The organism is Proteiniclasticum ruminis DSM 24773, assembly GCF_000701905.1.
Taxonomy (GTDB): Bacteria; Bacillota; Clostridia; order Clostridiales; family Clostridiaceae; genus Proteiniclasticum; species Proteiniclasticum ruminis.
This window is the reverse complement of sequence record NZ_JNKC01000001.1, coordinates 43,832-60,412: the sequence shown is the minus strand read 5'-3', so window position 1 is coordinate 60,412 and position 16,581 is coordinate 43,832. Positions and strand designations below refer to the sequence as shown.

General features: G+C 41.6%; 15 protein-coding genes. 11 read left to right on the top strand and 4 right to left on the bottom strand.

Annotated features, from left to right (window positions below; genetic code table 11):
• The first annotated feature begins 34 nt into the window (after positions 1–34).
• The 6 genes from T487_RS0100290 to T487_RS0100265 all read left to right on the top strand — a co-directional run bounded on the left by T487_RS0100290 (position 35) and on the right by T487_RS0100265 (position 5,067).
• Entirely contained in the window at positions 35–616 is a 582-nt protein-coding gene (locus tag T487_RS0100290) for a 5-formyltetrahydrofolate cyclo-ligase (RefSeq protein WP_051651402.1), read from the top strand.
• 89 nt (positions 617–705) lie between these two features.
• The gene (locus T487_RS0100285; protein ID WP_081827491.1) at positions 706–1,377 is read left to right on the top strand and encodes an O-methyltransferase; all 672 of its coding nucleotides are present in this window, start codon (positions 706–708) and stop codon (positions 1,375–1,377) included.
• Positions 1,370–2,596 (top strand): peptidase U32 family protein, encoded by a 1,227-nt coding sequence (locus T487_RS0100280; protein ID WP_031572584.1) that lies wholly within the window; start codon positions 1,370–1,372, stop codon positions 2,594–2,596. The genes T487_RS0100285 and T487_RS0100280 overlap by 8 nt, the downstream gene beginning before the upstream one ends.
• The gene (udk, locus tag T487_RS0100275; RefSeq protein WP_051651401.1) at positions 2,593–3,270 is read left to right on the top strand and encodes a uridine kinase; all 678 of its coding nucleotides are present in this window, start codon (positions 2,593–2,595) and stop codon (positions 3,268–3,270) included. The genes T487_RS0100280 and udk overlap by 4 nt, the downstream gene beginning before the upstream one ends.
• An 88-nt stretch (positions 3,271–3,358) precedes the next feature.
• Positions 3,359–4,120, top strand: a complete 762-nt coding sequence (locus tag T487_RS0100270; RefSeq protein WP_031572578.1) for a shikimate dehydrogenase family protein — start codon at positions 3,359–3,361, stop codon at positions 4,118–4,120.
• Positions 4,093–5,067: a type IV pilus twitching motility protein PilT gene (locus tag T487_RS0100265; protein ID WP_051651400.1), complete on the top strand. Its 975-nt coding sequence runs from the start codon at positions 4,093–4,095 to the stop codon at positions 5,065–5,067. The genes T487_RS0100270 and T487_RS0100265 overlap by 28 nt, the downstream gene beginning before the upstream one ends.
• A gap of 22 nt (positions 5,068–5,089) precedes the next feature.
• Here T487_RS0100265 and T487_RS0100260 read toward each other — a convergent pair whose 3' ends face one another.
• The 4 genes from T487_RS0100260 to T487_RS0100245 all read right to left on the bottom strand — a co-directional run bounded on the left by T487_RS0100260 (position 5,090) and on the right by T487_RS0100245 (position 10,584).
• Complete coding sequence (locus T487_RS0100260) at positions 5,090–6,298, bottom strand: FprA family A-type flavoprotein (RefSeq protein WP_031572572.1); 1,209 nt, start codon at positions 6,296–6,298, stop codon at positions 5,090–5,092.
• A gap of 151 nt (positions 6,299–6,449) precedes the next feature.
• Entirely contained in the window at positions 6,450–8,204 is a 1,755-nt protein-coding gene (locus tag T487_RS0100255) for an NADH-dependent [FeFe] hydrogenase, group A6 (protein ID WP_031572571.1), read from the bottom strand.
• A 12-nt stretch (positions 8,205–8,216) separates the two neighbouring features.
• Positions 8,217–10,079, bottom strand: coding sequence for an NADH-quinone oxidoreductase subunit NuoF (locus tag T487_RS0100250; protein ID WP_031572568.1), 1,863 nt, complete (start codon positions 10,077–10,079; stop codon positions 8,217–8,219).
• Positions 10,072–10,584 carry an NADH-quinone oxidoreductase subunit NuoE family protein gene (locus tag T487_RS0100245; protein ID WP_051651399.1) on the bottom strand — a complete coding sequence of 171 codons (513 nt, stop codon included), beginning with the start codon at positions 10,582–10,584 and terminating at the stop codon, positions 10,072–10,074. Before T487_RS0100245 ends, T487_RS0100250 begins: the two co-directional genes overlap by 8 nt.
• Positions 10,585–10,841: 257 nt before the next feature.
• Here T487_RS0100245 and T487_RS0100240 point away from each other — a divergent pair, with 257 nt between their 5' ends.
• From T487_RS0100240 to nrdR, 5 genes are all read left to right on the top strand, one after another.
• Positions 10,842–12,437 carry an ABC-F family ATP-binding cassette domain-containing protein gene (locus tag T487_RS0100240; RefSeq protein WP_031572561.1) on the top strand — a complete coding sequence of 532 codons (1,596 nt, stop codon included), beginning with the start codon at positions 10,842–10,844 and terminating at the stop codon, positions 12,435–12,437.
• A gap of 170 nt (positions 12,438–12,607) precedes the next feature.
• Positions 12,608–13,480 (top strand): YitT family protein, encoded by an 873-nt coding sequence (locus tag T487_RS0100235; protein WP_051651398.1) that lies wholly within the window; start codon positions 12,608–12,610, stop codon positions 13,478–13,480.
• A 113-nt stretch (positions 13,481–13,593) separates the two neighbouring features.
• Positions 13,594–14,895, top strand: coding sequence for a cell division FtsA domain-containing protein (locus tag T487_RS0100230; protein ID WP_031572556.1), 1,302 nt, complete (start codon positions 13,594–13,596; stop codon positions 14,893–14,895).
• 15 nt (positions 14,896–14,910) lie between these two features.
• Positions 14,911–16,011, top strand: coding sequence for a cell division protein FtsZ (ftsZ, locus tag T487_RS0100225; protein WP_031572554.1), 1,101 nt, complete (start codon positions 14,911–14,913; stop codon positions 16,009–16,011).
• Positions 16,012–16,024: 13 nt separating this feature from the next.
• The gene (nrdR, locus tag T487_RS0100220) at positions 16,025–16,489 is read left to right on the top strand and encodes a transcriptional regulator NrdR (RefSeq protein WP_031572553.1); all 465 of its coding nucleotides are present in this window, start codon (positions 16,025–16,027) and stop codon (positions 16,487–16,489) included.
• The last annotated feature ends 92 nt before the right edge of the window (positions 16,490–16,581 follow it).

Below are 16,581 nucleotides of genomic sequence, written 5' to 3'. Positions count from 1 at the left end.
TTTTTCGAAATGAGAAGGAAGGAAGTGGAAGCAAATGATGATGAATGAAGAAGTAAAACTGCAGAAAAAAGAGCTTAGAGGCAAATTGATTGAGAAACAGCGCAATCTGGATGCCCAGTACCGTGAATCGGCATCCAAAGAAATTCTGGAAGTACTGAAAAAACAGAAAGACTATTTGCTTGCAGGGACAATATTCATATATGTGGGACAGGAAACAGAAGTGAATACTACGCTGATCATTCAGGATGCGCTGGCAAAAGGCAAGAGAGTTCTGGTGCCGAAGACTGTATCCTTAGGTCATATGGAAGCCTGTGAGATTGACTCTATGGAAGATCTTTCTCCAGGAATCCATGGGATTCTAGAACCGAAAGATCTGGCCTATCAGATGGAACCAGGGAAAATAGACATTGCCTTTGTTCCATGTGTCGCATTCACAAAAGATGGCTTCCGATTGGGATATGGCGGCGGTTTCTATGATAGATTTCTCCCTAGAGGAAGGTTTAAAAGGATCCTTGTAGCATTTTCTGAAATGGAAGAGGATGTGCTTCCTCATGATGTTTTTGATGAGAAAGTTCATGGCATACTTACAGAAAAAGGATACAGCAATCTGTGGTAGAGCACTTCTAGTTTCATAGGAGTGAAATGTGTATTCCCAGAGGTTTGATAAGTATTGTCAAATCTTATATAATAGTATAGGAAATTTTAATGAATGAAGTATCAGGTGTAGGTGGAGAAATGAGTGGAATCGTCCATAAGAAAGTTACTGAGTACATAGAGGATTTTGGAGGTATTCAGGAACTGCAGGATTTAGAACTTTATGCGAAAGAAAATTATGTGCCCATTGTGATGAAAGATGCCGCAAGATTCTTAGGGTTCATGATTGCTGCAAATAAGCCCCAGGCCATTCTTGAGCTTGGAACAGCCATTGGTTATTCGGCTCTTGTGATGGCGATGCATGGAGATGGGCAGATTACTTCTGTGGAAAGAGATGAAGCCATGCAAAATATCGCACTGGACAATATAAAAAAGAAGGGATATGAGAATAGAATCCATGTTGTTCTGGATGATTGTGCAGCTTTTTTAAAAAAGAGCGACCAGGTCTATGATTTCATCTTCATGGATGCGGGAAAGTCTCATTACCGGGAATATCTGGACTTATCACTGCCAAGACTCTCCCAGGAAGGCATGATTCTCTGTGACAATGTCCTATACAAGGGATTGGTGGCAGAAGAAGAAGTGGCTAGAAAACATAGGACAAATATCGTAAATCTTAAGGATTTTATCCGATATGTCCACGAAAGAGAAGACCTTGTTGTCTCGCTGCTCAGTATCAGCGATGGAATGTTGTTAATCAGGAGGAAAAATAAAAATGTTTAAACCGGAACTATTAGCCCCTGCGGGTAATCTCAGTAAGTTGAAAACTGCAATCGACTATGGTGCTGATGCGGTATTCATGGGAGGAGCAAGATTAAATCTTCGTGCATTTTCGGACAACTTCACCAATGAAGAAATGGCAGAAGGATTGAAGTATGCCCATGACCGTGGCAAGAAGGTCTATGTGACCATCAATGTGTTTCCCCATGAAAGTGATATGAAAGGTCTTGAAGAGTATCTGATCAGCCTGGAAGACATGGGCGTAGATGCCATCATTGTATCGGATCCTGGGATTATAATGACTGCAAGAGAAGTAGTTCCAAATATGGAACTTCATCTGTCCACACAGGCGAACAATGTGAACTCCAGGTCGGCTATTTTCTGGCATAAGATGGGCGTTCAGCGTGTTATTCTTGCTAGAGAGCTGACGATGAAAGAAATTCATGCAATACGGGAGAATATTCCGGAAGAGCTGGAGCTTGAGGCCTTCGTCCATGGTTCCATGTGTATGGCCTATTCAGGACGTTGTCTTCTCTCCAACTACATGACTGGCCGTGATGCGAATAGGGGAGCATGTGCTCAGCCTTGCAGATACAAATATTATCTGATGGAAGAAAAGCGTCCAGGTGAACTGATGGAGATTACAGAAGACGAAAAAGGCACATACATTATGAACTCTAAGGACATGTGTATGATAGAGCACATTCCGGAACTGATCCAGTCTGGCCTACAGTCTCTTAAGATTGAAGGACGTATGAAGTCAGAATTCTATGTGGCGGCCATTGTGAAGGCGTACCGTGCGGCCATTGATGCCTATATGGAAAATCCGGAAGCATACCAGTATGATCAGAAATGGATGGATATTCTCAGTATGGTCAGCCATCGGGAGTACTATACAGGTTTCTATTTTGGCAGAGGGAATTCTCAGGTCTATGGATCCAGTTCTTATGTGAGAACTCATGAACTTGTGGGTATTGTCAAAGAGGATCTAGGACAAGGTAGGTATCTCATTGGTCAGAAAAACAGATTGTTTCCAGGTGATAAAATCAAGATAATGAGACCATCTGATGATATAATAGAAACTGTAATCACAGAGTTCATGGATGAGGATGGCAATATAATAGATGTGGCCAATAAAGCAGCAATGGATTTCAGCGCTTACTCAGAAGTGAAGCTTCAGCCAAATGATATACTGATAATAGAGAAGGATGATGTAGAATGAGAAAACCGATACTTATTGGTATTACCGGAGGAACCGGGTCTGGTAAAAGCACAGTAGCAAAATCCATTTATAGGAACTTCAAAAAAGAGAGTATTGCAATCATCATGCAAGACTCCTATTACAAAGACCAGAGTCATTTGACGTTCGATGAGAGAACAAAAACAAATTATGATCATCCTCACGCTTTTGATACGCCGCTTCTGATTGAGCATTTAGAAACCCTCCTGAGAGGGGAAGCCATTGAAATGCCAATCTATGACTTTACTGTGCATAACAGAAAAAAAGAGACAATCAAGGAAGAGCCCAAGGATATTATCATCGTGGAAGGAATTCTTATTCTGGAAGATGAAAAATTACGGGATTTGTTTGATATTAAGATCTACGTGGATACAGATGCGGATATCCGAATCTTAAGAAGACTTACAAGAGACATCAGGGATAGAGGTAGAACACTGGAATCTGTCATTGAGCAGTATCTCAGCGTTGTACGTCCGATGCACCTGCAGTTCATCGAACCAACCAAAAGATACGCAGATCTCATTGTGCCGGAAGGTGGTAAGAACAGAGTAGCTATTGATATTCTGGTGTCGACCATAAAGCAGCACCTGACCGAACTGCCTCAAGATGAATCCTCATTCAGCAATGTTCAGGAAATACTAAAATCTGATTCATAGAAAATTAACAAGGGAGCGCTGCTCCCTTTGTTTATTTTCAGCTATAGCCAATATAATAGAGTTAAGAACAAAAGAAAGGAGCATTTATTTGAGAAAAACAGGCTTACTTGGAAGAAGAATATCCTATTCGAAATCTCCTGAGATCCATACGAGGTTATTTGAAAAAAAGCGCCTGATGATTTCCTATGAACTTTTTGATCTTCCACGGGAAAACATTCAGAAGTTCATCGATAATCTGACCCAAAATGAGATCATCGGATTTAATGTAACAATCCCATACAAAGAGGAAATCATCGGGTATCTGCATGAGTTGGACAGCACAGCTCTAGAATGTGGGGCTGTGAATACTGTAGTCATTAAGAACGGTTGGAGAATTGGGTATAATACAGATGTGTTTGGATTCATGCAGTCACTTGAGGACAATAGAATCAGTGTAGAAGGCAAAGACGTGCTGATCCTCGGAAGTGGTGGAGCGGCGAAGGCTGTATATACGGCGTTGGTTAAAATGGATGCAAGGATCCATATGGCTTTCAGATCAGAGACCAGACGAAAGGAATTTCCCAAAGCATTGTCTATCAGGCCGCTGGATACCGTGACTGACATCAGACCATTCGCATTGGTCATCAATGCAACAAAGCTGGGGAACATCCAGCAGGATGAAATGCCCATAGAAATCAAGGAGTACAGTAAAGATAATATCCTGTACGATCTGAACTATGAGCCTTTACATTCCTCCTTTCTACGTTTTGGCAGCAGTGTTGGACTTCAGGTGGTGAATGGCGAGAGTATGCTATACAATCAGGCCAGAAAGAGTCAGGAATTATGGATCGATGCATTCAATATATTTTAAATGAGGCCAGAGGTCTTGGTGCTTCGGATATCGTTCTAAAAGAAGAACAGAGAGCGGTCTACCGTATCAAAGGAAAGCTTATGGAATCAGAAGTGAGTGTTACAAAAGCACAAATGTCAAAATTCTTCACACTGATGCAGCCAGCGGGGTATGTGCAGGAGTATATCGGTGGAGGAACTTCTGGCATGGATGTTGGCTTTGAAGAAAATGGAAGATATCGAGCGAATTTCTTCTCTTCCATGGGGAAAAAATGTGCTGTAATCAGAGTCATAAAAAATGAGATTCCTTCCCTCAAAGAACTTGGATTACCCGAGAAGCTCTCGGAAAGAGTGTTGAATAGAAAAGGGCTCTCATTAATTGTTGGAAAAACTGGATCTGGAAAATCTACTTCTCTAGCATCCATTGCGAAAGATATTCTCATGAAAGAAAAAGTTCATTTGATTACACTGGAAGATCCAGTGGAGTTTTCATATTATGGACTTAAAGGAGAATTGACTCAGCGGGAATTGGGTACAGATTTTGCTGGTTTCGAAAGAGGAATACATGATGCGCTAAGGCAAAGCCCGGACTTTCTTATGATTGGAGAGATTAGAACGCTGGGGGCATTGAAAGCGGCGATTTCAGCAGCGGAAGCTGGGCATGGCATCATAGGCAGTATCCATTCCATGGGGGCTGCAAGAACTTTAACAAGGATGCTGTCAATGTTTCAGGAACAGGAAAAAGAGTTTGTCCGATTTCAGTTATCTCAGAATTTGAACTTTATCTTGTCCCAGAAACTCATTTATTCAGATAGTCAGACCGAACTTGACTACGAGCTTTTCATCAACAGCACGTCTATGGAGAACACCATTCGTGAAGGACGGTTCCATCAGATTGATAATTTGCTTCTGCTTGGTGAGAAGCAGGGAATGAAACGATTTAAACATAAAAACAAGGATGAATCATAGCATTCATCCTTGTTTTTTAGCTTTATTTATTTAGAACGGAACTTGCAATTGCATCTGCAAGTACATCCAACTTCTGTTCTTCGCCATCCTTCAGTCTGGATTTGATATCCAGAGAATCTCCGATGATTTCCATGTTTTTCATGGAAGCGAAACGTTCGGTCATGATTTTCAGTGCGGCACTAGCCCAGCTGTGGTTTCCGATGAGAGCCACTTTTCTGTTTTTAACACCCAGTGCGGCCATTTCATGCAGAAGGTTATCCATGGGGTAATAAAGTCCCATATTATAGGTGGGCGCTGCAGCCACTAAATGACTGTATTTGAAAATATCACTGATGATATAGGATGGATGCGTTTTTGAAACATCATAAACACGAATATCGGTGACACCTCTTTGAGCCAGTTTATTCGCAAGTGCATCTGCGGTGTTTGCTGTATTTCCGTACATGGAACCGTAGAAAATGACAACACCATCTTTTTCGGCTTCATACTTCGACCACTTATCATAAAGGTCAAGAATCAGGCTGATATCCGTTCTGAAGATGGGACCATGGAGAGAACAGATCATATTGATCTCCTGTCCTGCGATCTTCTTGAATACAGACTGAACTTGTGCGCCAAACTTTCCTACAATATTAGCGTAGTATCTTCTGGCTTCATCAATGTAGAGATTCGCATAGTCGATCTCATCGTCGAAGAGATTACCGGCCAATGCACCAAAAGTACCGAATGCGTCAGCAGCAAACAAGATGCCTTTTGTGGTTTCCAAGTTCATCATGACCTCTGGCCAATGGACCATTGGTGCAAAAACAAATTTCAGGTTATGTGAGCCTAGGCTCAGTTCATCACCTTCTTTTACAATCATCTGATTAGCGGTGATATCCATATTGTAGAATTGATGGAATAGAGTAAAAGACTTAGTATTTCCAACAACTTTCACATTTGGGTACATTTTTACAATATTCTCGATATTACCACAGTGATCTGGTTCCATATGGTTGATGATCAGGTAATCCAGTTCGCGTCCATTCATTAAATGAGTGATGTTCTCCAAATACTGATCAGTTATTGCATCATCTACAGTGTCGATGAGTGCTGTCTTTTCATCCAGGATGAGATAAGAGTTATAAGATACACCGTTGGTTAAGGGAAATAGGTTTTCAAACTGCTCCAGTCTTCTGTCATTTCCACCAACCCAATAGATATTTGGGGAAATTTCTCTTACATTATACAAAATTCGTTCCTCCTATGGCCTTTTTCGTTTATCCTTGAATTACATGAAATAATCACAAAAATCTTCTTCCATAGAATATGATAACGCATTGTGAGAGATATCTCAATAGGTCTAAGAAAATAAATTGCATGCAATCGATGAAATGGTTTTACTAAATCATATCTCTAGGGGTATAGCTGGTGTGGAGAAGCTCATGTGCTTTTACACCATAGGGCTCACCGATGTATTCCCGGTACAGCTTCATGACCATCTCATTTTCATGGGACTTTCTTTTAGGTTTTCCAGCATCTTCTCTATAAATTGCCTGTTGTCTTTTTTCTATGACGTGAATATCTCCATGATGATAAGGCTGTCCGCCGCCACCAATGCAGCCCCCTGGGCATGCCATAATTTCTATGGCGTCGAAGTGAAGATCTCCTCTAGATATACCTTCCAGCATTTTTCTTGCATTTCCAAGTCCGTGAGCAATACCGATATGAAGTTCCTTATCCTTGATCATCACTGTTGCCTGGCGTATGCCATCCAGTCCTCTCAGCTGCTGAAAGTCAACATCTAAAAGTTCTTCGCCGGTGATCCATTCATAAGCAGTTCGAAGGGCGGCTTCGATTACCCCGCCAGTGGCGCCAAAAATAACAGAAGCTCCAGTGCTCTCTCCAAGAATCTGATCAAACTCCCCTTCAGGAAGAGTGGAAAAATCAATACCCGCTTCTTTCAGCATATATCCAAGCTCTCTGGTTGTGATGACCCAGTCAACATCCTTAAGCTCTCCAAGTCTCAGCTCCTCACGTTGAACCTCTGCTTTCTTTGCAATACAGGGCATAACACTGACCACGATAATATCATTTGGTGAAATACCCATTTTTTCTGCATAGTATGTTTTAATCATGGTGCCCATCATAATTTGAGGAGATTTGCAGGTGGAAGGAATATCAAGGAGCTCTGGGAACTGGTATTCAAAAAAGCGGACCCATGCAGGGCAGCAGCTGGTCAGTATGGGGAGCTTTCCGTCATGTTCCAGTCGGTGGAGAAGTTCTGAAGCTTCTTCTATGATAGTCAGATCTGCTGCCCAGTCTGTGTCAAAAACACCGTTAAAACCCATCCTGCGAAAAGCGGTTGCAAGCTGACCTGTGGTGATCACTCCTGGTTCCATTCCGAACATTTCACCTATGGCTACACGTACAGCGGGAGCTACCTGAACGACAACATGCTTATCTTTTTTAAGTAGAGCTGCCCAGACCTTGTGCATATTGTTTACCTCCGACAGGGCCCCTGTAGGGCACACGGCCACACACTGACCACAGAAGGTGCAGGAGGTGTCAATCATATCAAGATTGAATGCAGGGCCTACAAATGCGTCAAATCCACGCTTGTTCGCAGATAAGATTCCGCAGGTCTGCACTTCGTTGCACATGGTTTCACAGCGTCTGCACATGATGCATTTATCTGGATTCTTGACAAGGGCATAAGAGCTTTTGTCAATCGGGCGGTTCATTTTCTCACCAGTAAAAGGAATATCATAAATACCAAGTTTTTTTGCAAGTGCCTGGAGATCACATTGAAGGTTTTTTCTGCAGGTAAGACATTCCATGGGGTGATTGGACAGCAGAAGCTCCAGATTGATTCTTCGTGCTGATACCGCCTTCAAGGAATCGGTAATGACCTCCATTCCTTCAGTGACGGTTTCAGAACAGGAGGGTGCAAGAGCCTGGCGCCCCAGCACCTCTACCATACATACTCTACAGGAGGCTGTTTTATTGATCATGCCAAACCCTTCCAGATTCAGATGACAAAGGGTTGGAATATCTGCATTCACAAGTTTCGCAGCCTCATGAATCGTGGTTCCTTTGTCGACAACAACTTCAGTGCCATTAATTTTCAAATGGATTTTTTCAGTACTGTTGTTCATTGATATCATCACCTAAGTCCTTTTTATCGCATGGAATTTACAGGTGTCATAACAGGCTCCACAGGAGATACACAGATTCAAATCAATAAAATGCACTTTTTTAGGATGGCCAGTAATGCAGCCCACAGGACATACTCTTCGGCAGGCGGTACATCCAACACAAAGATCTGCAATAACACTGTATTTAAACAGCTCTTTACATACACCAGTGGGACACTTTTTGTCCTCTACATGGATTCGATATTCCTCTTCAAAATACCTCATGGTACTTAATACAGGGTTTGGTGCGCTCTGACCCAGTCCGCACAGCGCTGAATTTTTGATGTTTTGTCCTAGGAGCAGCAGCTGATCGAGTGTATGGGTGCTTCCTTTTCCCTTTGTGATGCTGTCGAGCATTTCGAAGAGACGCTTTGTGCCAATCCTGCAAGGTGTGCATTTACCACAGGATTCTTCCATGGTGAACTGAAGATAAAATTTTGCAATATCCACCATACAGTTGTCCTCGTCCATTACAATCATACCCCCGGATCCCATCATGGTTCCAAAAGAGCGCAGGCTTTCGTAGTCGATGGGCGTATCCAGATGTTCAACGGATAGAACTCCGCCAGAAGGGCCGCCGGTCTGGACGGCTTTAAATGTCTTTCCATCAGGGATCCCTCCACCGATGTCGTAGATAATCTCCCGAAGGGTTGTGCCCATGGGCACTTCTACTAAACCTACATGGCGAACTTTTCCTACTAAAGCAAAAACCTTGGTTCCTTTGCTCTGGCCAATACCAATTCTTGAAAACCAGGAGGATCCTTTTAGTATGATCTCAGGAACGTTGGCGAGAGTTTCAACATTATTTACTGTGGTAGGTTTTTTCAGATATCCTTCTTCTGAGGGGTAGGGTGGTTTTTTTGTGGGTTCTCCGCGTTTTCCTTCTACAGAATGAATGAGCGCGGTTTCTTCACCACAGACAAAAGCGCCTGCACCCAATCTGATTTCGATATCAAAATCAAAGCTGCTTCCAATAATGTGATGACCTAAAATTCCCCAGCTTCGTGCCTGGTTTATAGCGGTAGTAAGGCGCTCGATGGCCAGAGGATACTCCGCTCGAATATAGATGATGCCATGATTTGCACCTGTGGCATATCCTCCGATGATCAGGCCTTCCAGAACACTGTGGGGATCTCCTTCCAAAAGAGAGCGGTCCATGTAAGCACCTGGATCTCCTTCATCTGCGTTGCAGATCATATACTTCTCCGTGCTTTCAGCCAGAGCGGTAGCCTGCCACTTGAGGCCTGTAGGAAATCCGCCGCCGCCTCTGCCTCTTAAGCCGCTTTCTTTGAGGATGGTGATTACCTCCATGGGGCTGTATTCCTTCAATACTTTGGATAGAGCTTCATAACCGTCAAAAGCAATGTATTCTTCAATCTTCTCAGGATCCACAATTCCACAGTTTCTGAGGGCGATTCTCAGCTGTCTTCTTTTTGCGCCAAGGGGATCCGTTCGATTGAAGGTCATCGGGATGATGTGAGACTCTAGAGGTTTGCCATCTAGAAGATGTTCTTTTACAATCCTTGCGGCAACATCGGGATCCACATAACCATAATAGACGGGAGGGTGTCCAGGAATGTTTACCTGAACTGTAGGCTCACAGTAACAAGAACCGATACAGCCTACTTTTACCAGGTGAATATCTGTTAAAGATTGTTCTGAGATCTCTTTCTCCAGGGCTTTATATACTTCCAGACCGCCTGCTGCAATACCACAGGTAGCAAGACCTACGAGAAGCTCAACTCGTTCACCCCGGTGGCTGCCTGTTTCACGCAGCGACCTGATGGATGCGTAGGAGTCGCGGATTTTCTTGAGTTCATCTCGTGTATCAGTCATGTGAATCCTCCTTATAGAGCTGCAGGATGGTCTGAATATTGTCATGATTGATATGTCCATAGACCTTCTGATCCACCATCAGCGCTGGAGCGAGACCACAAGCACCTATACATCGGATTTCCTTTAAGGTGAATTGTCCATCTTTGGTAGTGCCATGTGCATCTGTTTGGAGCATGCTGCTCAATTCATCTCTCATCTGAGCGGATCCTTTCACAAAACAGGCAGTTCCCAGACAGACACTGATGGTGTGCTTGCCGCGTTTTTCTTGAGTGAAGTAGGAGTAGAAACTGACAACACCAAATACCTTTGAAGCGGGAATATTCAGAGTACGGGCGATGTACAGCTGCAGTTCAGGGGGAAGGTATCCAAAAATTTCCTGAGCTTTATGCAGAATATGAATGAGCAAATGTTCTCGGTCATCAATGCTGTCGATATACTCATGAAGCTGTCGTATTTTGTCCTCAGGAAAGTCGGGAGTATCTGTCAGGATCTGATGAGTATTCATATTTACACCTCCAAAAACAAGAGATACACTGTTAAGTTAGTTGTAGCAATTAACATAAAGATTGTCAATTAATTAACAGATAATTTACAGAATTTTATGTAATTTCATGAGGTATATTGCGCAATTCATACTGTCTCTACAGAAGCATTTCCTCTGAGAATCAATAATATTTTTATGATGTACCTGTCTTCTAAAGGGGATTCATGATATAATAATTATTTGTGTGAGTAATAATGACAATGGAGTGAGTAAAATTAATGTTGAATGTAAATAATGTAAGTCTACGTTTTGGTGGCAGAAAACTATTTGATGATGTGAATATAAAGTTCACATCTGGCAACTGTTATGGTGTAATTGGAGCGAATGGAGCAGGCAAGTCCACATTCTTGAGAATTCTTTCAGGAGACCTGGAACCTAACACAGGAGAAGTCTTTTTAGGTAAGGATATGAGAATGTCTGTCCTCAATCAGGATCATTTCAAGTTTGATGCAGAGAGAGTCATTGACACTGTCATCCGAGGAAATGAGCGCCTATATACCATCATGAAGGAAAAAGATGCGATATATATGAAAGAGGACTTCACAGATGAAGACGGCATGAGAGCGTCTATTCTGGAAGGAGAATTTGCAGAACTGAATGGATGGGAGGCGGAAGCAGAAGCCGCATCGTTGCTGCTGGGTCTTGGCATAGGAACAGAGAAGCACGAAAGCCTATTGAGTGAACTGGAATCTAAAGATAAGGTGAAAGTTCTTCTTGCGCAGGCACTGTTTGGAAAACCAGACGTACTGATTCTAGATGAGCCTACCAATGATCTGGATCTTCATTCCATCAACTGGCTGGAGAACTATCTGGCGGATTTTGAAGGAACAGTAATTGTTGTTTCCCATGACAGACATTTTCTTAATATGATATGTACGCATATCTGTGATGTGGATTATGGCAAGATCAGAATTTATATGGGGAATTACGATTTCTGGTATGAGTCCAGTCAGCTGATGTCACAGCTTATTAAAGATCAGAATAAAAAGAAGGAAGAGAAAATCAGAGATCTCCAGAACTTTATAAGCAGGTTCTCTGCCAATGCTTCTAAATCCAGACAGGCTACCTCCAGAAAAAAGCTTCTTGATAAGATTACGCTGGATGATATCGCTATTTCAAATAGAAGATATCCTTTTGTTGGATTTAAGCCAGAGCGCGAAGTTGGCAATGATATTCTAATCGTTGAGAATCTCAGTAAATCCATCGATGGTGTGAAAGTACTGGATAACGTGTCTTTTGTAGTAGGAAGAGAAGACAAAATCGCATTTACTGGGAATGATATTTCCGTAAGTACTCTATTCAAGATTCTTGCTGGTGAGCTTGAGCCTGATGAAGGCAGCTTCAAATACGGAGTAACCATCACAAAGGGATATTTCCCCCGTGACAATGGTCAGTACTTCAATGATGTTGAACTGAATCTTGTGGATTGGATGAGACAGTATTCCGAAGAGAAAAGTGAAAGCTATCTGAGAGGATTCTTAGGCCGTATGCTCTTCTCAGGAGAAGAAGCGCTAAAGGAAGCCAAAGTGCTTTCCGGTGGAGAAAGAGTAAGATGTATGCTTTCAAAGCTGATGCTTTCCACTGCCAATCTTCTGATTATTGACCAGCCGACAAACCATCTTGATCTGGAATCCATCACAGCAGTGAACAACGGTCTGATCGACTTCAAGGGCGTACTGCTTTTCTCAAGCCATGACCATCAGTTTAATCAAACTGTGGCTAACCGTGTCATTGAGGTAACTCCAGATAATTTCCTGGATAAAATGTGCACATTTGATGAGTATTTGGAAATGCGTGAAAACAGCACCCTGTAATCTTTAATAGTTCTAATTGAAAGGTATGAACCTCAAACTTGTTTTGAGTGTTCATGCCTTTTGTTTTGGTTTTTGCTGTTTGTTGTGAAAATAGGAAGAATCATGGAAATGTTTACAAAAAAGCGTTATATTAATAGAAGATGAACAAAATAGAATGATAGAGGTGTACCTTGAAAAATAAAAATATGAGCAGTATAAACAAACAACTGGTAAAGGATTATCTATTGATTTTTATTGGAATTATTTTAACAGCAGCATCCATGGTCTATATTTTCACACCGAACAGACTTGCGGCTGGGGGAGCCCAGGGAATTGCACTGGTTATCAATCATTTGACTGGTGTCAATACAGGACTGCTGATGCTTCTGATCAATGGGTCTTTGTTTGTTGCAGCATTTCTATTGTTAGGGACAAGTTTTGGGGCAAAAACACTGGTGTCCTCCTTTGGCCTTTCTTTTGTAGTGTATATTATGGAATTGTATTTTCCTTTTGGTCCACTCACAGAAGATTTAATGCTGGCTACAATATTTGGCAGTGCACTCATGGGCGTAGGTGTTGGATTTATCCTCAACAGAAATGCTTCCATCGGTGGAACAAGTCTCATTGGACGCATTGTATCCAAGTATACATTTTTGGATCAGGTGAACTGTATTGTGGGCACAGACATTCTTGTCACCATATTTTCCATGATCGTTTTTGGCGTTGAAATTGGTCTCTTTCAACTTCTCTCTGTCTATTTGACCGGTGAAATCATCAATAAAGTCATTGATGGAATTACCTATAGGAGAGAAGTGATGATCATTACTGAAAACAGGAACGCAGTGATGCATTATATCATCAATGATATGAAAAAAGGTGCAACTCTCCTCATGGGGAAGGGAGGTTTCACTGGAAAAGATACCGAAATTATACTTACCGTGCTAACCAGGAGAGACTTTATCAAACTAAAAATATTTATTCGAAAAGTAGATCCTAAAGCATTTATTTCAGTGAATATGGTGACTGAGGTATCCAGCTCCACATCGGACAGCAGTTTTGGCTAATAATTTCTTAAATTCTGTGAATTTGCATATAAATTTCAGATTTCGTTTCATTTCTGTCAAAATAGAATGTATAATAAAATCATATATTATTCGGGAGGTATGCATGCGTGCAAATGGATCATTTTGTTATAGGACTTGATATCGGATCTCATTATATTAAAGCATCGGCACTTTCCACAACGGATGAGGCATTTATGGTCAGTGCGCTGGTGGAATCCCAAGGAATGGATAAAAATGAAATAGTAGATGTAAAAGCATTGGGAAGTGCTGTTAAAAAAGTAATTCAGAAACTTGAAGTTAAAATCTCCAGAAATATTACTTCGGTATTTTTATGCATTCAGCCGGAACATCTCAGATTCTATGAGACATCAGGACATGCGGAGTTATTTGGAGATGCAGTGACCCAGAGGGAACTGGATATTGCCATGGATTCTGCACAGAAGGTTTCCGTTGAGGATGAAGATGAGATTGTCGATATGCTGATCTCAAAGTACTACGTGGATGAAACAATCTATGGAAATCCTATAGGTGTTCGAGGCAGTAATTTCGATTTTACCGGGCAGCTTGCCACTGCACCAAAATCATATGTTGAGAAGTTATATGATGCACTAGCTCTGGCAAAGGTAAAGGTTGCAGGCACTGGAGTGTCAACGGTGGGAGCAGGAAGCATTCTGCTGTCCAGAGGCGACTGGCAGAAGGGTGCAGTTATTGTGGATACGGGTGCTCATACAACTAGAGCTGTCTATGTCAGAAATCATCAAGTTGTTGATGTATCTTCAGTTCAATTAGGCGGAAAGAATATCACAAGAGATTTGGCCATTGTACTTAAAATATCTTTACTGGAAGCAGAAGAACTGAAGAAGTCTTATGCACGAGGAACTCTCACCAGAGAGGACAATGATTACCAGATGATTGAAGATATTATAAAAGCAAGAATTGAAGAAATCACAAGTTTTGCTGAAAAGTTTGTGATGAAACACCAAGAAGCTGGAGAAGTAAGAAAACTGGTCGTGTATGGAGGAGGATTGTGCGGTTTCAATGCAATCAATAAAATGTATAAATCTGCACTCAATCTGTCCACAAACTTCATTACTTCTGATATAATAAGGGATGACAGTGTTCTCACAATCCAATCAAGCGGTCTGGCTTATCATCTCCTTAGTGCAATTCATTGCAAAGGAGCCATCGATGAAATGATCCGTCAGGAAGAGCATCAGCTTGAGGAGGTGTCCACCTCTGCTTCAGATGAGGATTTTTTCAAGAAATACCAGATGAAGTTTGGTGAAGAGAATGTTGAAGTGAAAAGTATGAACTCAGACGATGAAGATGAGTATTTAGATGATTATGAGGACAGCAGTATTTTTCAACGGATACGGGACTGGTTCGTTAGCCTTAAAAATAAGATTATAAAGTAATGAGGGGGAAAAATCGTGTTAGATTTTGATTTTCAAATTCAAGGCCCAGCAGAGATTAAAGTAGTAGGATGTGGCGGCGGTGGCAACAACGCTGTAAATAGAATGATCAATGAAGGTTTGGGAGATGTGGATTTTATATCCATCAATACAGACAAGCAAGCTTTGATGCAATCCAATGCAACTCATAAAATCCAGATTGGTGAGAAGTTGACCAAGGGATTGGGTGCTGGAGCAAATCCGGAGATTGGTGAAAAAGCAGCAGAAGAGTCTAAAGAAGAGATCATGGCAGCACTGAAAGGTGCTGATATGGTATTTATAACTGCTGGTATGGGTGGTGGAACAGGTACGGGTGCAACACCTGTAGTTGCTGATATCGCTCGTTCCATGGGTATCCTCACCGTAGGTGTTGTAACAAAGCCTTTTAATTTTGAAGGCAAAACCCGAATGAAGAATGCTGAAATAGGTATTGAAAAGTTGAGAGAAAAGGTAGATTCATTGGTGACAATACCAAATGAAAGACTGCTGATGATTGTTGATAAAAGAACTACATTCAAGGAAGCTTTCAACAAAGCGGATGATGTTTTGAGACAAGGTGTTCAAGGTATCACAGATCTTATCACTGAAAATGGTCTGGTAAATCTTGATTTCAATGATGTGAGAACTATTATGCTGAATAAGGGTCTTGCTCATATGGGCGTTGGTTATGGCAAGGGTGAGAACAAAGCTGTTGAAGCAGTAAAACAGGCAATTTCATCACCACTGCTGGAAACAAAAATTGATGGTGCTACAGGTATTCTTCTTAATGTAACCGGAGGAGAGGATCTGTCTCTTGCTGAAATCAATGAAGCAGCTGAAATCGTCACAGAGGCTGCAGATCAGGAAGCGAATATCATCTTTGGTGCAGTTATCGATACAAAATTGAAAGATGAGATTAAGATTACAGTGATTGCAACAGGATTTGATGAAGTCAAAGTATACAATAAATCCGAGGAAAAAAGAACAGAACCAAAGGATGCGCCTAGAAAAGAGAAGGCTGAAGAGCCAAAACCGGTGGACGAGAATCAGGATGATCAACTGGAAATTCCTGCGTTCCTACGCAACAGATATAATAAGTAATGAGGTGTAGCTCATGAAATGTCCCTTTTGTGCTTTTTCAGAAAGTAAGGTAATTGATTCCCGTTCCATTGAGGATAACTCTGCGATTCGTAGAAGGCGGGAGTGTCTTTCTTGCGGAAAAAGATATACCACTTATGAAAAAGTGGAGGATATTCCAATACTGGTTGTGAAGCGGGACAACAGCAGGGAGAATTTTGATAAGAATAAAATTATTGTTGGGCTCATTCGAGCTTGTCAGAAACGTCCTGTATCCCGATTCCAGATTGAAGAGATTGCTGCAGATATTGAGAGAAACATCTCAAATAGTATGATTTCAGAAATTTCTTCCACGGAAATTGGAGAGATGGTTATGGACCGTCTTAAAGAAGTGGATGAAGTGGCATATGTCAGATTTGCCTCAGTATATCGGCAGTTTAAGGATATTAGTACCTTTCTTACTGAGATTAATAATCTTATGGGAAAAGATCAGAAGAGATGAAAATAAGTTCGTTAATGCTGTATGGAGAGTGATCCATACAGCATTTTTTCAATGGAATCTGGCGCAGGACCTGTCTAATCCTTCATAGGGAT